The organism is Oceanobacter sp. 3_MG-2023, assembly GCF_030688925.1.
GTDB lineage: Bacteria > Pseudomonadota > Gammaproteobacteria > Pseudomonadales > Oceanobacteraceae > Oceanobacter.
In genome coordinates, this window is sequence record NZ_JAUYVX010000023.1 from 1 (window position 1) to 20,006 (window position 20,006).

Annotated in this window: 13 protein-coding genes and 1 tRNA gene; 13 read left to right on the plus strand and 1 reads right to left on the minus strand. The window is 51.5% G+C overall.

The features are described from left to right. Positions 1–342: 342 nt before the first annotated feature. Positions 343–1,845, plus strand: a complete 1,503-nt coding sequence (locus tag Q8W32_RS16165; protein ID WP_305415639.1) for a lipid A-modifier LpxR family protein — start codon at positions 343–345, stop codon at positions 1,843–1,845. 77 nt (positions 1,846–1,922) lie between these two features. Here Q8W32_RS16165 and fusA (Q8W32_RS16170) read toward each other — a convergent pair whose 3' ends face one another. Further along, positions 1,923–4,010, minus strand: coding sequence for an elongation factor G (gene fusA, locus Q8W32_RS16170; RefSeq protein WP_305415640.1), 2,088 nt, complete (start codon positions 4,008–4,010; stop codon positions 1,923–1,925). Between the two features lie 473 nt (positions 4,011–4,483). Between fusA (Q8W32_RS16170) and Q8W32_RS16175 the strand changes: the two genes are divergently transcribed. The 12 genes from Q8W32_RS16175 to fusA (Q8W32_RS16230) all read left to right on the plus strand — a co-directional run bounded on the left by Q8W32_RS16175 (position 4,484) and on the right by fusA (Q8W32_RS16230) (position 19,900). Beyond that, a tRNA-Trp gene (locus tag Q8W32_RS16175) sits at positions 4,484–4,559 on the plus strand. 50 nt (positions 4,560–4,609) lie between these two features. After that, positions 4,610–4,978 carry a preprotein translocase subunit SecE gene (secE, locus tag Q8W32_RS16180; protein WP_303434746.1) on the plus strand — a complete coding sequence of 123 codons (369 nt, stop codon included), beginning with the start codon at positions 4,610–4,612 and terminating at the stop codon, positions 4,976–4,978. An 8-nt stretch (positions 4,979–4,986) separates the two neighbouring features. Further along, a complete protein-coding gene (nusG, locus tag Q8W32_RS16185; RefSeq protein ID WP_303434747.1) occupies positions 4,987–5,523 on the plus strand; it encodes a transcription termination/antitermination protein NusG in 537 nt (178 codons plus the stop codon). Between the two features lie 72 nt (positions 5,524–5,595). Beyond that, positions 5,596–6,030: a 50S ribosomal protein L11 gene (gene rplK, locus Q8W32_RS16190; RefSeq protein WP_303434748.1), complete on the plus strand. Its 435-nt coding sequence runs from the start codon at positions 5,596–5,598 to the stop codon at positions 6,028–6,030. Continuing rightward, positions 6,030–6,725: a 50S ribosomal protein L1 gene (rplA, locus tag Q8W32_RS16195; RefSeq protein ID WP_303434749.1), complete on the plus strand. Its 696-nt coding sequence runs from the start codon at positions 6,030–6,032 to the stop codon at positions 6,723–6,725. The genes rplK and rplA overlap by 1 nt, the downstream gene beginning before the upstream one ends. Before the next feature lie 210 nt (positions 6,726–6,935). Then, on the plus strand, positions 6,936–7,430 hold the full coding sequence (rplJ, locus tag Q8W32_RS16200; RefSeq protein WP_303434750.1) for a 50S ribosomal protein L10: 495 nt from the start codon (positions 6,936–6,938) through the stop codon (positions 7,428–7,430). Between the two features lie 63 nt (positions 7,431–7,493). Continuing rightward, positions 7,494–7,865 (plus strand): 50S ribosomal protein L7/L12, encoded by a 372-nt coding sequence (rplL, locus tag Q8W32_RS16205; protein ID WP_303434751.1) that lies wholly within the window; start codon positions 7,494–7,496, stop codon positions 7,863–7,865. A gap of 190 nt (positions 7,866–8,055) precedes the next feature. Further along, positions 8,056–12,129: a DNA-directed RNA polymerase subunit beta gene (gene rpoB, locus Q8W32_RS16210; RefSeq protein WP_305415641.1), complete on the plus strand. Its 4,074-nt coding sequence runs from the start codon at positions 8,056–8,058 to the stop codon at positions 12,127–12,129. An 87-nt stretch (positions 12,130–12,216) separates the two neighbouring features. Further along, complete coding sequence (gene rpoC, locus Q8W32_RS16215) at positions 12,217–16,443, plus strand: DNA-directed RNA polymerase subunit beta' (protein WP_303434753.1); 4,227 nt, start codon at positions 12,217–12,219, stop codon at positions 16,441–16,443. Positions 16,444–16,830: 387 nt separating this feature from the next. Then, entirely contained in the window at positions 16,831–17,205 is a 375-nt protein-coding gene (gene rpsL, locus Q8W32_RS16220; protein WP_303434755.1) for a 30S ribosomal protein S12, read from the plus strand. A 102-nt stretch (positions 17,206–17,307) separates the two neighbouring features. After that, positions 17,308–17,778, plus strand: a complete 471-nt coding sequence (gene rpsG, locus Q8W32_RS16225) for a 30S ribosomal protein S7 (protein ID WP_303434756.1) — start codon at positions 17,308–17,310, stop codon at positions 17,776–17,778. Positions 17,779–17,797: 19 nt separating this feature from the next. After that, positions 17,798–19,900, plus strand: a complete 2,103-nt coding sequence (fusA, locus tag Q8W32_RS16230) for an elongation factor G (RefSeq protein WP_305415642.1) — start codon at positions 17,798–17,800, stop codon at positions 19,898–19,900. Positions 19,901–20,006 lie beyond the last annotated feature (106 nt).

Below are 20,006 nucleotides of genomic sequence, written 5' to 3' on the forward strand. Positions count from 1 at the left end.
CGTGAAGGTGGTCGTACCGTTGGTGCTGGTGTTGTAGCCAAAATCGTCGAGTAAGATCAGACGTTCAAGGTCGACATTATGTCGGCCTTGAATAAAAGCCCCGCTCAGTCGGGGCTTTTTTGTGCCTGTCATTTTGTGTCTGTCATAAAGGTACTGTAGAAATATGGCAGCTATTCGGGGGTCGGTGCGGCTGCCAAGTGTCCGCTCTGGACTTGTAATAAGGACGGTTGACTGAAACCGTCTGGTTGCTTTTCAGGCTGTTTCGTATAGTGCCCGCTCTGATATGTTGGCCTCTCTGTGAGAGGTTGGTGAGAGATTGGGCTTTGATAGGGCAGGAATAATATGAAATTGATCGGCGCGGTTTGCTTGCTGGCTGCTTGCCCTCTGGCAATGGCGGAAGCCGATGACGACAGCTACTCCCTTTTGTCGTTGCTGTTTAATAATTCTGAGTTTGAGCAACGGCATGTTAATCATCTGCAAAAAATCTGGCGCAGTCAGATCGAAAATGATGCCCTGACCGGTGAGAACATTACTGATCAGTATTACACCAATGCCCTGAATGTGCGTGCCTATGCCAATCTGGACGGTGGTTTTCTGCTGGATGGTGGGCGTCTGTATGGTTTTCGCTGTGGTCCGGATGGTAATAATGGCGATTGTGATAGCAGTGCAAGGTCAAATGTCAGCAATCGGGATCTCAAGCTGGTCAGCTATGGCTACAGTCTGAGCCACAAGATGTATACCCCGTATCAGCATGCTGGTGAGGGTGAGGTGGTGCCGGCTGGATTCCAGTACAAGGCCAATGCGGAATATTATGATCGCCCGTTTGCCGCCTGGGCCAGTATTGCCAGGAATATCACCATTCGTGGTCTGGATGGTTATACCGAACATGAAATGTCGATTGGTATGGTAGGGCCGGCCGCCGCTGGCCGCTGGACGCAGGAGAATGCCCATCGTTATCCGTTCAAGGGCGCGGACCCGATCGATGGCTGGGAAACCCAGGTCAGCAATCGTCTGGCATTGCAGTACACAGGCAAATTCGCCCGGCATCTATTGCAAGGGGATATGCTGTGGGGACATCTGATGATCAGTCATTTTGCCAAGGCTGAGCTGGGCACCATTATTGGCCGGATTGGTTATGGTGCTGAGCTGGCCATGGTTTGGCCGCAAGCACGACGCTGTGAGCGCTATGCGGCCAGTAAGATGCTGTTTGTCAGTGCGGTAGCGGAGCAGGGTGTACCGCTGGCTGAACGTTTTGATCTATACGTCCAGGAGTTGCAGCAATACCTGTCAGGAGATAACTATATTCCGGATCGTATTTACCTGCGTATCCAGGCATTACTGGTGTTGCTGGAAGGGGTAGACGGTGAGGATATGGCAGATGTGTATCGTGTGCTGGAGCAGACACAGGCTGAACTGCAGGCACTGAATAGTGAGATGCAGAATCTGGCATTGACCTCTTGTCATCCCGACAGTTTTTATACCGAACTGAGCGGTAATATGACTGGGCACTATGTGGCTTACAATTATCTGATTGATGACGGTATCCATGTGCCTGCGGGGAGCAATATGAGCAGCACCAACCCGGTGATGCAGCAGGGTGGTACGCTCAAGGTGCACCGTAATCCCTGGATTGCATCGGCATCGTTTGGTGTGATGGTTGGTTGGCGCGACAGTTGGGGTTTGGGGGTTCGCTACAATTACCGTACGGAAGAGACGCTGGAGCAGAAAGAACAGCATGCCTGGGCGGAGCTGGTCGTGGAGGGTAAGTCGAATTGGGCAGCCGCGTTTATTCCGGTTTTGTTGATGGCGGCAGCTGTCAATAATCGGGATAACTGGCCAGACTGACTGGCTCGTGATATCAGATAAACAAAAACCCCGTACAGCGTGTGCTGTACGGGGTTTTTTATGTTGCCAGCAGCAGCTTAGCCTTCGGCTTTGCGTGCTTTGGTTTCCGCAATGACTTTCTCTGCGACTTGCTGTGGGCAAGGCATGTAGTGAGAGAATTCCATTGAGAACTGGCCACGACCGGATGTGATGGTACGCAGGTGTCCGATATAACCGAACATCTCAGACAGTGGTACGTCAGCCTTGATGCGAACGCCTGTGCTGCCAGCTTCCTGGTCCTTGATCATGCCGCGACGACGGTTCAGGTCGCCGATCACGTCACCAACGTTGTCATCCGGGGAGAACACGTCAACTTTCATGATTGGTTCAATCAGCTGTGGGCCAGCTTTTGGCATGGACTGACGGAAAGCGCCTTTGGCAGCGATTTCAAACGCGATGGCAGAGGAGTCAACGGCGTGGTAAGAGCCGTCATACAGTTCCACTTCAACGTCCAGTACCGGGAAGCCCGCGAGGGTACCTTCGTTCATCATGGCCTTGAAGCCTTTCTCAACGGCTGGCCAGAATTCCTTCGGTACGTTACCGCCGACAACAGCTGATTTGAACTGGAAGCCAGTACCTGGTTCGCCAGGTTTGATACGGTAATCGATCTTACCGTACTGACCGGAACCACCAGACTGTTTCTTGTGGGTATAGGTATCTTCGATTGGCAGGGTAATGGTTTCGCGGTAGGCAACCTGTGGTTGGCCTACAACCAGTTCTACGCCGTAGGTACGCTTGAGGATATCGACTTTAATATCCAGGTGCAGCTCGCCCATGCCTTTCAGGATGGTTTCGCCGGAATCGATATCGGTTTCAACCTGGAAGGTTGGATCTTCAGCCACCATTTTGCCGATGGCGATACCCATTTTGTCGACGCCGCCCTTGTCTTTAGGCTGAACCGCAATGGAAATTACTGGCTCAGGGAAGACCATGGCTTCCAGCGTACATTCATGCTTGGGATCACACAGTGTGTGACCAGTCTGAACGTTTTTCATGCCGACAATCGCGAGAATATCACCGGCCTGGGCGCGGTTGATTTCCTTACGGTCGTCTGCCTGCATTTCTACCATGCGGCCAACACGTTCGGTTTTACCGGTGAAGCTGTTCAGGATGGTGTCACCCTTGTTCAGCACGCCAGAGTAAACACGGACAAAGGTCAAGGCGCCGAAACGGTCATCCATGATTTTGAATGCCAGGGCACGTAATGGCTCATCGGCAGAAACGATGGCTTTTTCGCCGGTTGGGTTACCTTCTTCGTCGGTCAGATCCTGTGGATCAACTTCAGTAGGGGAAGGCAGGTAGTCAACGACGGCATCCAGAACCAGCTGTACGCCTTTGTTCTTGAATGCAGAACCACAGTAAGTCGGGAAGAACTGCAAGGTGCGTGTACCTTCACGAATGCAGCGATTGATGTCTTCCATGGATGGCTCAGTGCCTTCTTCCAGGTATTCCATCAGCAAGTCTTCATCGACTTCCAGAGCGGTTTCGATCAGTTCGGTACGGTAAGTTTCAACGTCGTCCTTCATGTCTTCAGGAACGTCGGTCACTGTATAGTTTTCTGGCAGGCCAGTGTCATCCCAGATATAGGCTTTTTCGCTCAGCAGGTCGACAACGCCGACAAACTCGTCTTCACGACCGATTGGCAGCACCATGATCAGTGGGCGAGCGGCCAGGACATTTTTGATCTGATCGGTCACACGGAAGAAGTCTGCACCAAGGCGGTCCAGCTTGTTCACGAAGATGATTCGGGCAACTTCGGATTCGTTAGCGTAGCGCCAGTTGGTTTCAGACTGTGGTTCAACACCGCCTGAACCACAGAAGACGCCGATGCCGCCGTCCAGTACTTTTAATGAGCGATATACTTCAACGGTGAAGTCAACGTGTCCAGGGGTGTCGATCACGTTGAAGCGGTGATCCTTCCAGAAACAGGAAACAGCGGCTGACTGAATGGTAATACCACGTTCTGCCTCCTGTTCCATGAAGTCTGTCGTGGACTCGCCATCGTGCACTTCACCGGTTTTGTGAATAGTACCGGTCAGCTTCAGGATACGTTCGGTCGTTGTGGTCTTACCGGCGTCAACGTGAGCGAAGATGCCGATGTTTCTGTATTTGGATAAGTCAGTCATAGCGCACTCGATAAGCAAAGTGAAAAATCGGCCGCCAATTTACAGGTTTTTCAGTTGTTTTTGATCACCCCAAACAAAGAAATCGCAATAAAAAGACGTTTTGGACGTTATTTTTTGCAAAAGAGGCCTAACTTTGATGGTTTGGGGTTGGGAATACCGTCGGCGTCAATTGGTTGGCGCTTTTTTGGAGGATCTTGATGCTAGTGATTCCTGTTTGAAGGTCTCTGTTGTTGGCTGGCAGAGCTGGATTATTGTCTGAATATTGGTCCGTTACGGCTGGAGTCCGGAACAAGCTTGAAAATAGCACTGGCACATGACCAACCTCCTGTGTATTATCTGTCCTCGTCTGAAACGGACATCTTTTCGTCTCGCGTTCGCGCAGGCGTTCAGTCGATAAGTTGCAATTTTCGAACCATGTTAGGTTGTAATTTGCAAAAAGCGCTGTATAATTCGGCGCCCTTATGTAGTGTATTAGGCCAGTAGTTCAATTGGTAGAGCGTCGGTCTCCAAAACCGAAAGTTGGGGGTTCGAGTCCCTCCTGGCCTGCCAAATCTCCTGATGGTAGCTTCGGCTGCCATTTTTGGCTTCAGGGAATTGTAATGAGTACCGAAAGCAAAACAGCAGGTTCGCCGATGGATGTTGTCAAGTGGTTGTTGGCTGTTGCTTTTCTGGCAGCGGCTGTGGTTGGCAATTATATGTATGCCGATGCGCCTTTTCTGTATCGGATTCTCGCTGTCGTTGCCTTGATGTTGATAGGTGCAGGTGCTGCACTGGCAACAACGCAAGGCAAGGCATTTATGCAACTTCTGAAAGAGGCCAATGTCGAGCGCCGCAAGGTGGTATGGCCAACGCGTCAGGAAACTACCCAGATGACATTGATGATTCTGGTGGTGGTCGTGATCATGGCACTGCTGTTGTGGGGTTTGGATTCGTTTCTCGGTTGGGCAATTTCCGCGCTGATTGGTTGAGGTAGAGTATGGCAATGCGTTGGTATGTGGTTCACGCCTACTCGGGTTATGAGAAGCGTGTACAAGGGGCTTTGTTGGAACGTATCGAGCGCCTGGGAATGCAGGATCAGTTTGGTGACGTACTGGTTCCTACAGAAGAAGTTGTTGAAGTCCGTGATGGCAAGAAACGCAAAAGCCAGCGTCGCTTTTATCCTGGCTATGTTCTTGTGCAAATGGAAATGAATGATGATACCTGGCATCTGGTGAAACAGACTGACCGGGTAATGGGCTTTATTGGTGGTACGGCAGACAAGCCGGCGCCAATTTCTCCCAAAGAAGCCGATGCTATCCTGCGTCGTGTTGAGGAAGGCGTTGATCGTCCGACTCACAAAACCATCTACGAACCCGGTGAAGTGGTGCGCGTGACCGAAGGTCCGTTCGCAGACTTTAACGGTGTGGTCGAAAGTGTTGATTACGACAAGTCCCGCGTTCAGGTTGCGGTGACTATTTTTGGTCGTTCAACGCCGGTCGAGCTCGAATTTACACAGATCGAGAAATCGGTCTGATTTCAGGCGACCTTCTGTATGACAGAAGGTCAGGGGAGCCCGCTGGGCGATACTACCCATTTGGAGTAATACATGGCTAAGAAAGTAGAAGGCTATATCAAGTTGCAGGTTGCAGCTGGTAAAGCGAACCCAAGTCCACCGGTTGGTCCGGCTTTGGGTCAGAAAGGTTTGAACATCATGGAATTCTGTAAAGCATTTAATGCGCAGACTTCCAATCTGGAGCCAGGTGCACCAGTGCCGGTTATTATCACGGCTTACAGTGACCGTTCTTTTACCTTTGAACTGAAAACACCTCCTGCATCTTTCCTGCTGAAAAAAGCGGCTGGTATCACCAGCGGTTCAGCACGTCCCAATACCCAGAAAGTCGGTACTGTGACGCGCGCCCAGCTGGAAGAGATTGCTACGACCAAAATGGCTGACCTGACTGCTGCCGATATGGATGCAGCGGTACGTACAATCGCTGGCTCTGCCCGTGCGATGGGTCTGACTGTAGAGGGAGCTGAATAATGGCCAAGCTGACCAAACGTCAAAAGCTGATTGCTGAAAAAGTAGAAGCCGGTAAGGTTTACTCTTTTGATGAAGCCGTATCCATTCTGTCTTCACTGCCTGCTGCCAAGTTCCGTGAGTCACTCGATGTGGCAGTAAACCTCGGTATTGATGCACGTAAATCCGATCAGAACGTACGTAGCTCCACTGTGCTGCCAAACGGTACGGGTAAAACCATGCGTGTTGCTGTTTTCACGCAAGGTGCCAACGCTGAAGCCGCTACGGCTGCCGGTGCTGACGAAGTGGGTATGGACGATCTGGCTGCCAAGATCAAAGGTGGTGATTTGGCCTTTGATGTCGTGATCGCTTCTCCTGATGCTATGCGTGTTGTCGGTCAATTGGGTCAGATTCTGGGTCCACGTGGCCTGATGCCTAACCCGAAGGTTGGTACTGTGACTCCTGACGTTGCCACTGCTGTCAAAAACGCAAAAGCGGGTCAAGTCCGCTACCGCAACGACAAGAACGGTATTATCCATACCGCCATCGGTAAAGTTGATTTTGATGCCAGCGCATTGAAAGAAAACCTGACGGTATTGCTGGCCGATCTGAAAAAGGTCAAGCCAACATCGACCAAAGGCGTCTACATGAAGAAAGTAACCATCAGTACCACTATGGGTCCTGGTCTGGTTATTGACCATGCAGAGCTGGATGTCTAGATAAGAATTCGGGGTGCGTATCACGTATCCCAAACCATCTTTGGGGTTGCCGCTTTGCGGTAGCTGTCAAAGACCGCAGGAGTCGCAGGGCCTTTGGCTGTTGCGACTTAATATTTCCTGCGTAGATAGTGTGTGGCCCCTTTCAGTTTTCTGAATTGTCACACCGAGACTGGCTCAATTGAGCCTAATTTAACTTGTTAGGAGTTAATCGTGGCCTTAGGACTCGAAGATAAGAAGGCGATTGTCGCCGAGGTCCAGGACGCAGCTCAAGGTGCGCTGTCTGCAGTTGTCGCGGATTCTCGCGGCGTTACTGTAGGTGCCATGACCGCTCTGCGTAAAGAAGCGCGTGAAGCCGGTGTCTGGATGAAAGTTGTCCGTAACACCCTGGCTACCCGTGCTATCGAAGGTACCCAATACGAGTGTCTTTCCGAGACACTGGTAGGCCCTAGTCTGATTGCATTCTCTAACGAACATCCAGGTGCGGCTGCCCGTATCTTCAAGGATTTCGCCAAGAAGAATGACAAGTTCGAGATCAAGGGTGGTGCATTTGAAGGTGCCGTGGTTTCCGTTGATATGCTGGCAACACTGCCAACCTACGACGAAGCAATCGCGAAACTGATGAGCGTCATGAAAGAAGCCGCCGCTGGCAAATTGGTTCGTACCATTGCTGCTGTCCGCGACCAGAAAGAACAAGAAGCTGCCTGATCCCTGGCAGACCTTACAAAGATTTGACGGGCGTAATCGTCCAATTATTTCAGGAAAAGTCTCATGTCTCTGACAAAAGAAGATATCATCAACGCTATCGCTGAAATGTCTGTAATGGACGTAGTGGAACTGGTTTCTGCGATGGAAGAAAAATTCGGCGTTTCTGCAGCTGCAGCCGTTATGGCTGGTCCTGCTGCTGGCGGCGAAGCGGCTGCTGAAGCACAGACTGAATTCGACGTAATTCTGTCTGCCGTTGGTGACAAGAAAGTTAACGTGATCAAAGCGGTTCGCGAAATCACCGGTCTGGGTCTGAAAGACGCTAAAGGTCTGGTTGATGGTGCACCTTCTGCTATTAAAGAAGGCGTATCCAAAGAAGACGCAGAAGAAGCAAAAGGCAAGCTGGAAGCAGCTGGCGCTATCGTAGAAGTTAAGTAATTCATTGTACTTCACTTCTGCTGTCGTGCTTTTTCTAAGCGCGACACAGGGCTGACGGGATTTTTCCGTCGGCCTTTTTCGCGTTATGGAAGGCGTGACTAAACCGGCTTAGTGCCGGGTTCAATTGCAAGGCAAGTCCTCTAGTTTCGGGTTTGGCGACCTGATCGAGGAAACAGTCCGGGGATAACTGATGGCTTACTCATATACTGAGAAAAAACGTATCCGTAAGGATTTCGGTAAACTACCGAGTGTCATGGATGTGCCATATTTGCTGGCCATTCAAATCGACTCATACCATAAGTTCCTGCAAGAAGGGAGCAACGCTGAAGACAGAATAGATATTGGTCTTCATGCGGCCTTTAAGTCTGTTTTCCCGATTGTCAGCTATTCCGGGAATGCTGCTCTGGAGTACGTGAGCTATCGCCTGGGTACGCCGAGTTTTGACGAAAAAGAATGTATGTTGCGTGGTGTCACTTACGCTGCACCATTGCGGGTCAAGGTTCGCCTGATCGTTTACGATAAGGAATCTTCGACCAAGGCAATCAAGGACATCAAGGAACAAGAAGTCTACATGGGCGAAATGCCCCTGATGACAGATAACGGTACCTTTATTGTTAACGGTACTGAACGTGTCATCGTGTCCCAGTTACACCGTTCACCAGGTGTATTCTTTGATCACGACAAGGGTAAAACCCACTCGTCCGGCAAACTGCTTTATAACGCTCGCGTGATTCCTTACCGCGGCTCATGGCTGGACTTTGAGTTTGATCCGAAGGATCTGGTCTACGTACGTATTGACCGTCGTCGTAAACTGCCAGCTACCATTTTGCTGCGGGCGCTGAAGTTTACTACGCAGGAAATTCTCGAAACATTTTACGACAACGACAACTACCGTATCGACGGCGGTGGCTTGAAGCTGAAGCTGATTCCATCCCGGTTGCGGGGTGAAACGGCTGCCTTCGATATCATGGATAACGACGGCAACATCATTGTTGAGGCCAGCCGTCGCATCACGGCTCGTCACATTCGCCAGCTGGAAAAGGCCAATGTGGAAGAGCTGGTTGTGCCTACCGATTATGTGCTGGGCAAGGCGATTGCCAAAGACGTTATCGATAGCCGTACCGGTGAAGTCCTGGCGACTGCCAATGCTGAAATCACGGCAGAGATCCTGGCCCAGATGGAAGCTGCTGGTCTTACCGAATTCGAAACCATCTACACCAACGAAATCGATTGTGGCCCGTTTATCTCGGATACTCTGCGTATCGACCCAACCAGCAACCAGCTGGAAGCTTTGGTCGAGATTTACCGCATGATGCGTCCTGGTGAGCCGCCAACAAAAGAAAGCGCTGAAGCCTTGTTCGACAATCTGTTCTTCAGTGAAGAGCGGTACGACTTGTCGGCTGTGGGTCGCATGAAGTTCAACCGTCGTATCGGCCGTGAAGAAATTCTTGGCTCCGGTGTGCTGGATAACAGCGATATCGTTGAAGTACTGCGGACCCTGATCAATATCCGTAACGGTAAAGGCATCGTTGATGACATTGACCACCTGGGTAACCGTCGTATTCGTTCGGTTGGCGAGATGGCCGAAAACCAGTTCCGTGTTGGTCTGGTTCGTGTTGAGCGCGCGGTGCGTGAGCGTCTGTCGATGGCAGAATCCGAAGGGCTGATGCCTCAGGATCTGATCAATGCCAAGCCGGTTGCGGCAGCCGTGAAGGAATTTTTCGGTTCTTCCCAGCTGTCCCAGTTTATGGATCAGAACAACCCGCTGTCAGAAGTCACGCACAAGCGTCGTATTTCGGCATTGGGACCAGGCGGTCTGACCCGTGAACGTGCTGGCTTTGAGGTACGTGACGTACACGCCACTCACTACGGTCGTGTGTGTCCTATTGAAACACCGGAAGGTCCAAACATTGGTCTGATCAACTCATTGGCATCCTATGCCCGTACCAACGAATACGGTTTTCTTGAAACACCTTACCGTATCGTTAAAGACGGCGTTGTGACCGACGAGATTATTTATGTCTCGGCCATTGAAGAAGCAGACTATGTAATCGCCCAGGCCTCGGTGCCCGTGGACGAAAACGGACGTTTGCAAGGTGACCTGATTTCGGTTCGTCACAAGAACGAATTCACCATCATGTCGCCGGACAATGTGACGCTGAAAGATGTATCACCACAACAGGTGGTTTCGATTGCAGCATCACTGATTCCGTTCCTGGAGCACGATGACGCCAACCGCGCATTGATGGGTTCCAACATGCAGCGTCAGGCTGTGCCTACCTTGCGCGCTGAAAAGCCGCTGGTTGGTACCGGTATTGAGCGTGCGGTAGCGGCTGACTCCGGCGTGTGTGTGGTTGCCAAACGGGGTGGTGTGATTGACTCTGTTGACGCATCCCGGGTGGTGGTCAAGGTCAACGACGACGAAACCGTCATTGGTGAAGCCGGTGTTGATATTTACAACCTGACCAAATACACCCGCTCGAACCAGAACACCTGTATTAACCAGCGTCCGCTGGTCAAGGCAGGCGACATGGTGCAGCGTGGCGACATCATGGCTGACGGCCCTTCTGTTGATCTGGGCGAACTGGCTCTGGGACAGAATTTCCGTATCGCCTTTATGCCGTGGAATGGCTACAACTTCGAAGACTCGATCATGCTGTCTGAGCGTGTTGCTCAGGAAGATCGCCTGACCACGATCCATATTCAGGAGCTGACCTGTGTGGCGCGTGACACCAAGCTGGGTGCGGAAGAAATCACGTCCGATATTCCCAACGTTGGTGAAGCGGCACTGGGCAAGCTGGATGAGTCCGGTATTGTTTATATCGGTGCCGAAGTCAAGGCAGGCGATATTCTGGTCGGCAAGGTAACACCAAAAGGTGAAACCCAGCTGACACCAGAGGAAAAATTGCTGCGTGCTATCTTTGGTGAAAAAGCATCCGATGTGAAAGATACATCGCTGCGGGTCAAGACCGGTACCACTGGTACGGTTATCGACGTGCAGGTGTTTACCCGTGATGGCGTTGAAAAAGACGATCGGGCCAAATCGATTGAACGCCAGCAACTCGACGAGATTCGCAAGGATCTGAACGAAGAGATGCGTATTGTCAAGGGTGCAACCTTTGAGCGTCTGACGCGTGCGCTGGCTGGCAAGGCGGTAAACGTCGCGCCGGGTTTGCGCAAGGGTGATATTCTGACTGAAGAATACCTCTCTGGTCTGACCCAGGATGACTGGTTCCGGATGATTCCGCAGGATGAAGAGCTGGCAACGGTACTGGAAAAAGCCGAGCAGTCTCTGGCGGAACGTCAGCAGCAACTGGATGACAAGTTCGAAGACAAGAAAGGCAAGCTGCAAACCGGCGATGACCTGGCTCCGGGCGTACTGAAAATTGTCAAAGTGTATCTGGCGATCAAACGTAAGATCCAGCCAGGTGACAAAATGGCTGGTCGTCACGGTAACAAGGGTGTTATCTCAACCATCAAGCCGATTGAAGATATGCCTTACGATGCCAACGGGGTAACCGTTGATATCTGTTTGAACCCTCTGGGTGTTCCGTCGCGAATGAACGTCGGACAGATCATGGAAATCCACTTGGGCATGGCGGCCAAGGGATTGGGTGACAAGATTGATCGCATGTTGCGTGAGCAGCGTGAAGTGCTGAAACTGCGTGAATTGCTGGCGGAAATTTATAACGCCGGTGATGGTCGTATCGAAGATCTGGACAGCTACAGCGATGCCGAGATTCTGGAACTGGCCAATAACCTGCGTGGTGGTGTGCCGATGGCAACCCCGGCGTTTGACGGTGCCAAGGAATCCGAAATCAAGCGTATGCTGAAGTTGGCCGGTATTCCGGAATCCGGTCAGGTGACCTTGTATGATGGCCGTACCGGCGAAGCATTTGATCGTCAGGTAACCGTCGGTTACATGTACATGCTGAAACTGAACCACCTGGTCGACGACAAGATGCACGCACGTTCTACCGGCTCTTACAGCCTGGTTACCCAGCAGCCGTTGGGTGGTAAGGCTCAGTTTGGTGGTCAGCGCTTTGGTGAGATGGAAGTGTGGGCACTGGAAGCATACGGTGCTGCTTATACCCTGCAGGAAATGCTTACCGTCAAATCCGACGATGTGGCTGGCCGTACCAAGATGTATAAGAACATCGTGGATGGCGACCATCGTATGGAAGCCGGTATGCCGGAATCCTTTAACGTACTGGTTAAGGAAATCCGTTCCCTGGGTATCGACATCGAACTGGAAAACGAATAATCGGTTTAGTAGCGCGCTCTGCAGTGTCGGTCTGAAAAGACTGGTGCTGCAAAGCCCTCGCTCACACCAAGTGGAGCACACTCTTATATGAAAGACTTAGTCAATTTTCTGCGTAGCCAGAACAATGCTGACGAGTTCGATGCCATTCGAATTGGCCTTGCCTCGCCAGACATGATCCGCTCCTGGTCCTTCGGTGAAGTCAAAAAGCCGGAAACCATCAACTACCGTACCTTCAAGCCAGAGCGTGATGGCTTGTTCTGTGCCCGCATCTTTGGTCCGATCAAGGATTTTGAGTGCCTGTGCGGTAAGTACAAGCGTCTGAAACACCGTGGTGTTATCTGTGAAAAATGTGGTGTGGAAGTTACTCAGGCCAAAGTGCGTCGTGAACGCATGGGTCATATTGAGCTGGCTTCTCCCGTTGCACACATCTGGTTCCTGAAGTCACTGCCTTCCCGTATCGGTTTGATGCTGGATATGACTCTGCGTGATATCGAACGGATTTTGTATTACGAATCCTTCGTTGTTACCGAGCCAGGCATGACCACGCTGGATCTGGGTCAATTGCTGAACGATGAGCAGTACTACGAAGCCATCGAAGAATTTGGCGATGAATTTGAAGCCAAGATGGGTGCCGAAGCGATTCAGGCACTGTTGGGTCATATTGACCTGCCTGAAGAAGTTCAGCGTCTGCGTGAAGAAATTCCGGCGACCAACTCTGAAACCAAAATCAAGAAGCTGTCCAAGCGTCTGAAAATTCTGGAAGCATTCCACTTCTCCGGTAACGATCCGAAGTGGATGATCATGTCAGTACTGCCGGTACTGCCACCTGATCTGCGTCCGTTGGTTCCGCTGGATGGCGGTCGTTTTGCGACTTCCGACCTGAACGATCTGTATCGTCGGGTTATTAACCGTAACAACCGTCTCAAACGCCTGCTGGAGTTGAATGCTCCGGATATTATCGTACGTAACGAAAAACGTATGTTGCAGGAAGCGGTTGATGCGTTGCTGGATAACGGCCGTCGAGGTCGTGCGATTACCGGTTCCAACAAGCGTCCGCTGAAATCCCTGGCCGATATGATCAAGGGTAAACAGGGTCGTTTCCGTCAGAACCTGTTGGGTAAACGTGTCGATTACTCTGGTCGTTCGGTGATTACTGTCGGCCCGCAACTGCGCTTGCATCAGTGCGGTTTGCCGAAAAAAATGGCCCTGGAATTATTCAAGCCATTTATCTTCTCCAAACTGGAACACCGTGGTCTGGCGACAACCATTAAAGCTGCGAAGAAAATGGTTGAGCGCGAAACCCCTGAAGTCTGGGATATTCTGGCAGATGTGATCCGTGAGCACCCAGTGATGCTGAACCGGGCACCCACACTGCACCGTTTGGGTATCCAGGCGTTTGAACCCCAGTTGATCGAAGGTAAAGCGATCCAGTTGCATCCATTGGTCTGTGCGGCTTATAACGCTGACTTCGACGGTGACCAGATGGCCGTTCACGTGCCGCTGACCATTGAAGCCCAGCTTGAAGCCCGCGCATTGATGATGGCGACCAACAACGTCCTCTCTCCAGCCAACGGTGAGCCAATTATCGTACCGTCCCAGGACGTGGTATTGGGGCTGTACTGGATGACCCGCGAGCGTGTCAACGCCAAGGGTGAAGGCATGGTGTTGGCCGATCTCGACGAAGTTACCCGTGCTTACCAAAGCGGCGCTGCCCATCTGCAGGCGCGCGTCAAGGTACGGATTACTGAAACCGTGGTTGATGAAGACGGATTGAGCGAAACCAATACCAAGGTGGTTGATACCACGATTGGCCGGGCATTGCTGTTCCGCATCGTACCCAAAGGTTTGCCGTACGAGCTGGTCAACCAGCCAATGAAAAAGAAAGCGATTTCACGCCTGATCAACACGGCTTACCGTCGTGTGGGTTTGAAAGATACCGTTATCTTTGCCGACCAGGTGATGTACACCGGTTTTGAATACGCGACTCGTTCCGGTTCATCGATTGGTGTTAACGATTTCGAAATTCCGGCTGCCAAGGCTGAAATTGTTGCTAACGCCGATGCGGAAGTAAAAGAAATCGAAAGCCAGTTTGCCTCCGGTCTGGTAACGCACGGCGAAAAATACAACAAGGTAATCGACATCTGGTCCCGCGCCAACGAACTGGTGGCGAAGGCGATGATGGAAAACCTGGGTAAAGAGAAGGTAATTGACCGTGACGGTCATGAAGTCGATCAGGAATCCTTCAACTCGGTTTATATGATGGCTGACTCCGGTGCTCGTGGTAGCCCGGCCCAGATTCGTCAGTTGGCGGGTATGCGTGGTCTGATGGCGAAGCCGGATGGCTCCATCATCGAAACGCCGATTGTGGCGAACTTCCGTGAAGGTCTGAACGTACTGCAGTACTTCACCTCGACTCACGGTGCTCGTAAAGGTTTGGCTGATACGGCATTGAAAACCGCTAACTCCGGTTATCTGACCCGTCGTCTGGTTGACGTGGCACAGGATCTGGTGGTTACCGAACAGGATTGTGGCACCAAGGAAGGCCTGATCATGACACCGCTGATTGAAGGTGGTGACGTGGTCGTGGCACTGGGTGACCGTATTCTGGGTCGTGTTATTGCTGAAGACGTTTACAAGCCCAATCAGCCAGGTGAACTGGTGATTCCAGCCGGTACTCTGGTGGATGAAAAATGGGTCAAAATGATCGAAGCGGAAGGTATTGATGAAGTGCGTGTGCGCTCCGCCATTACCTGTGAGTCCCGTACCGGTATTTGCGCCAAGTGTTACGGTCGTGACCTTGGACGTGGTCATCAGGTGAACGTGGGTGAAGCGGTAGGTGTTATTGCTGCCCAGTCGATTGGTGAGCCTGGTACCCAGTTGACCATGCGGACGTTCCACATTGGTGGTGCGGCCTCGCGGTCATCGGCGGCAGACAGTGTTCAGGTCAAGAACAAGGGTACCTTGCGCTTGCACAACCTCAAGACGGTTGCTCGTGAGAATGGTGACCTGGTTGCGGTATCCCGTTCCGGTTCGATTGCCATTGCCGATGTGAATGGCCGTGAACGTGAGCTGTACAAACTGCCTTACGGTGCTGTTATCAGCTCGAAAGATGGTGCAGAGGTTGAAGCCGGCCAGAAAGTGGCCAGCTGGGACCCACACACCCACCCGATTGTGACAGAAGTAACGGGTCGAATTGAATTTGTGGGTATGGATGAGGGTATTACCATCAATCGTCAGACCGACGAATTGACGGGCCTGTCCAACATCGAAGTCATCGATCCCAAAGACCGTCCGGCGGCTGGTAAAGATATCCGCCCAATGGTGAAACTGATTGATGCCACAACGGGTAACGATATTCTGCTACCTGGTACCAATGTGCCGGCCCAGTACATGCTGCCGCCAAACGCACTGGTGAACCAGGAAAACGGTACCGTTGTTGCTGTTGGTGACATTATTGCCCGTATTCCTCAGGAATCATCGGGTAACAAGGACATCACCGGTGGTCTGCCACGAGTGGCTGATTTGTTCGAAGCGCGTAAACCGAAAGAGCCGGCCATTCTGGCGGAAATCTCCGGTACCGTTAGCTTCGGTAAAGAGACCAAAGGCAAAAAACGTCTGGTAATCACACCGAAAGATGGTGGCGAGCCGTATGAAGAGCTGATCCACAAATGGCGTCACCTGAACATCTTCGAAGGTGAATATGTCGAGAAGGGTGAGATCGTTTCTGATGGTCCGTTGAACCCGCACGACATTTTGCGACTGAAGAGCGTTGGCGATCTGGCGATGTACATTACCAACGAAGTGCAGGAAGTGTATCGCCTGCAGGGTGTTGGTATTGATGACAAGCACATTGAAGTAATTGTGCGTCAGATGCTGCGCAAGGTATTGATTCATGACGCCGGGGATACCACCTTTATTCCGGGTGATCAGGTTGAGTTCTCTACCTTCCTGGAAGAAAACGAGCGTACCGAGGCGGCGAACAAAATTGTTGCCCGGGGCGAGCGCGTGTTGCTTGGTATCACCAAGGCATCACTGGCAACCGAATCCTTTATCTCGGCAGCCTCCTTCCAGGAGACAACCCGGGTTCTGACAGAAGGGGCGGTTACTGGCAAGATGGACTCACTGCGCGGCTTGAAAGAGAACGTCGTGGTTGGTCGCTTGATTCCTGCCGGTACAGGTTTGGCGTACCACGCCGAGCGCAAGCGCAAGCGTACTGTTCGTGATAACGAACGTCAGCGTTCAATGCCTGAAGTGCTGAGTGTGTCTGCCGAAGACATGGAAGCCAAGTTGAGCGAAGCGTTCAGCGACAAATAAGTCATTGTTGCTATGTCTGGCGCCGTCTCGACGGCGCTGGTGACAAAAAAGAGGCCTTGTGGCCTCTTTTTTTGTTTGTGGCTTCGGCAAATTTGACGGCTATCGCCCGGTTGGCCGATCTGAAAAAGCACGCATCGATCGGAGATTAAGCCAGAACCCGGTGGAATTCGCGTGCTTGTTATGGCGTGGGCAACCGCGTTCCGGCTTGTCAAAAGTGGCGGAAGACGACTGATTTCCGGAAAGAATATCGAAAGAATATCCATGTCGGCAAGGATATTAAAACTGTCTAATACTTGACCTTTGAAGGCTTGGGGATTATCCTCTCGGCCCCTTTAATTGTGCCTCAATTGAAGGGGTATGTTTTCTATAACGTTTGGAGTTTGCTAAATGGCTACAATCAACCAGTTGGTTCGTAAGCCTCGTAAGCGCAAGATGGTTAAGAGCGATGTTCCTGCACTGCAGGCATGTCCTCAGCGTCGTGGCGTATGTACCCGTGTGTACACTACCACGCCGAAAAAACCAAACTCGGCACTGCGTAAAGTATGTCGTGTGCGTCTGACGAATGGTTTTGAAGTGACTTCCTACATTGGTGGTGAAGGTCACAACCTGCAAGAACACAGTGTTGTTCTGATTCGTGGCGGTCGTGTAAAAGACTTGCCTGGTGTGCGTTATCACACCGTCCGCGGTAGCCTCGACACCTCTGGTGTTGCGAACCGTAAACAAGCACGTTCTAAATACGGTGCCAAGCGTCCTAAAGGTTGATCCTTGCCGGGCTCGCCCGGGTACGCTTGCATGTTTTAGATAAGAGTAAGGCTGGGCTCAATCTGATGCTCAGACCGTCCTGAAGACCTAAGAGGGCTTATCATGCCAAGAAGACGCGTTGCTGCGAAGCGCGAAATCCTGCCAGATCCCAAGTTTGGGAACGTTACACTGGCCAAATTCATGAACCATGTCATGGTTAGTGGTAAAAAATCCGTCGCCGAAAAGATCGTTTATGGCGCGCTGGATTCCATGGCATCAAAGCAAGGTGGCGATCCACTGGAGTTGTTCGAAAAAGCTCTGGAAGCCATTCAGCCTATGGTGGAAGTCAAAAGCCGCCGTGTAGGTGGTGCGACATACCAGGTTCCTGTTGAAGTTCGTCCTGCCCGTCGTAGTGCTCTGGCCATGCGTTGGCTGGTTGACGCTGCACGCTCCCGTGGTGAAAAATCCATGGCCCAGCGTCTGGCAAACGAAATGATGGACGCTGCTGAAGGTAAAGGCTCAGCGGTTAAAAAGCGTGAAGACGTGCATCGCATGGCAGAAGCCAACAAGGCTTTCTCTCACTATCGCTTTTAATTGATCCGAGGACGACACAGTGGCACGCACAACCCCGATTAACCGTTATCGTAATATTGGTATTTGCGCACATGTGGATGCTGGGAAGACGACAACAACTGAGCGTGTTCTCTTCTATACCGGCGTGTCTCACAAGATTGGTGAGGTGCACGACGGTGCAGCAACGATGGACTGGATGGAACAGGAGCAAGAGCGGGGGATTACCATTACCTCTGCCGCAACTACCTGTTTCTGGTCAGGTATGGCGCAGCAATATGAGCAGCACCGTATCAACATCATTGATACCCCGGGACACGTGGACTTTACCATTGAGGTAGAACGTTCATTACGTGTACTCGACGGCGCTGTTGTCGTCCTTTGTGGCTCATCCGGTGTGCAGCCACAGACCGAAACGGTTTGGCGTCAAGCCAACAAGTACGAAGTCCCCCGTATGGTATTCGTCAACAAGATGGACCGTACCGGAGCTGATTATTTTATGGTCGTTGAGCAGCTGAAAAGCCGACTCGGGGCCAATGCGGTGCCTATCCAGATCAACATAGGCAGCGAAGAAAACTTCAAGGGTGTGGTCGACCTGATCAAGATGAAAGCCATTATGTGGAATGAATCGGATCAGGGCATGACGTTTACCTATGAAGAAATTCCGGCAGAGCTGGAAGAGAAGGCTGCTGAATGGCGCGAGCACATGCTTGAAGCCGCAGCGGATGCTTCTGATGAATTGATGGATAAATATCTGGAAGAAGGCGACTTGTCTGAAACCGATATCAAGGCTGGTTTGCGGGCGGCGACGCTGGCGAATGAGTTGGTCCTGGTGACTTGTGGCTCCGCCTTCAAGAACAAGGGCGTACAAGCCGTCCTGGATGCGGTGGTCGATTTCCTGCCATCACCGACGGAAGTGAAAGCTATCGAAGGTGTGCTGGATGATGCAGAAGGTTCTGCTGGTGTACGGCATTCGGCAGACGATGAACCCTTTGCGGCACTGGCATTCAAGATTGCCACCGACCCCTTCGTTGGTACGCTGACGTTTGTACGTGTCTATTCCGGTGTGCTGAACTCTGGTGATGGTGTCTATAACCCCATCAAGTCGCGCCGGGAGCGTGTTGGACGCATGGTGCAAATGCATGCCAACAGCCGTGAGGAAGTGAAAGAAGTCCGTGCTGGCGATATTGTGGCGCTGGTCGGTCTGAAAGATGTCACTACCGGTGAAACCCTGTGTGATATGAATAATGTCATTACTCTTGAACGTATGGAGTTTCCGGATCCCGTGATTTCTGTTGCGGTTGAGCCGAGATCCAAGGCGGATCAGGAGAAAATGGGCGTTGCTCTGGGTAAGTTGGCCCAGGAGGACCCGTCCTTCCGTGTCGAAACGGATGAAGAAACCGGGCAAACCATTATTTCCGGTATGGGCGAGCTGCATCTGGATATTATCGTGGATCGCATGCGGCGTGAGTTTAACGTCGAATGTAATGTCGGTAAGCCACAGGTTGCCTATCGGGAAGCCATTACTGCTACGGTTGCAATCAATCATAAGTACGCCAAGCAGTCTGGTGGTCGTGGCCAATATGGTCACGTAGTGATTCGATTTGAGCCTGCGAGCGTTGCAGACTCGGATGAACTTGAGTTTGTTAATGATATTGCCGGGGGAGCGATTCCCCGTGAATTTATCCCGGCAGTGCAAAAAGGTATTGAGGAGCAAATGAAGAACGGGGTGCTGGCGGGTTATCCGTTACTCGGTCTCAAGGCAACTCTTTACGATGGTTCTTTCCATGACGTTGACTCTAATGAGATGGCGTTTAAAATTGCCGCTTCACAAGCAACCAAGCAACTTTCTGAAAAAGGCGATGCAGTACTGCTGGAGCCAATGATGAAAGTAGAGGTTGTGACCCCGGAAGATTACATGGGGGATGTGGTAGGCGACCTGAACCGTCGCCGAGGTCTGATTTCAGGAATGGATGATTCACCATCTGGCAAGATGGTCAATGCATCTGTGCCACTGGCAGAAATGTTTGGTTATGCAACTGACCTGCGTTCTGCAACCCAGGGGCGTGCAACATATTCCATGGAATTTGAGAAATATGCGGAAGCGCCTGCAAGTGTTGCTGAAGCAGTAATGAGAAAAGCTTAATCAGTTAAAGATATTGAACGAGGTGTTCTATGGCTAAGGCAACGTTTGAACGTTCCAAACCCCACGTAAACGTAGGTACTATTGGTCACGTTGACCATGGTAAAAC

Bases quoted from the DNA above. Each gene is read 5' to 3' on its own strand.
- Q8W32_RS16165 (WP_305415639.1), top strand. From the start codon at position 343: ATGAAATTGATCGGCGCGGTTTGCTTGCTGGCTGCTTGCCCTCTGGCA.
- fusA (WP_305415640.1), bottom strand. From the start codon at position 4,010: ATGACTGACTTATCCAAATACAGAAACATCGGCATCTTCGCTCACGTT.
- secE (WP_303434746.1), top strand. From the start codon at position 4,610: ATGAGTACCGAAAGCAAAACAGCAGGTTCGCCGATGGATGTTGTCAAG.
- nusG (WP_303434747.1), top strand. From the start codon at position 4,987: ATGGCAATGCGTTGGTATGTGGTTCACGCCTACTCGGGTTATGAGAAG.
- rplK (WP_303434748.1), top strand. From the start codon at position 5,596: ATGGCTAAGAAAGTAGAAGGCTATATCAAGTTGCAGGTTGCAGCTGGT.
- rplA (WP_303434749.1), top strand. From the start codon at position 6,030: ATGGCCAAGCTGACCAAACGTCAAAAGCTGATTGCTGAAAAAGTAGAA.
- rplL (WP_303434751.1), top strand. From the start codon at position 7,494: ATGTCTCTGACAAAAGAAGATATCATCAACGCTATCGCTGAAATGTCT.
- rpoB (WP_305415641.1), top strand. From the start codon at position 8,056: ATGGCTTACTCATATACTGAGAAAAAACGTATCCGTAAGGATTTCGGT.
- rpoC (WP_303434753.1), top strand. From the start codon at position 12,217: ATGAAAGACTTAGTCAATTTTCTGCGTAGCCAGAACAATGCTGACGAG.
- rpsL (WP_303434755.1), top strand. From the start codon at position 16,831: ATGGCTACAATCAACCAGTTGGTTCGTAAGCCTCGTAAGCGCAAGATG.
- rpsG (WP_303434756.1), top strand. From the start codon at position 17,308: ATGCCAAGAAGACGCGTTGCTGCGAAGCGCGAAATCCTGCCAGATCCC.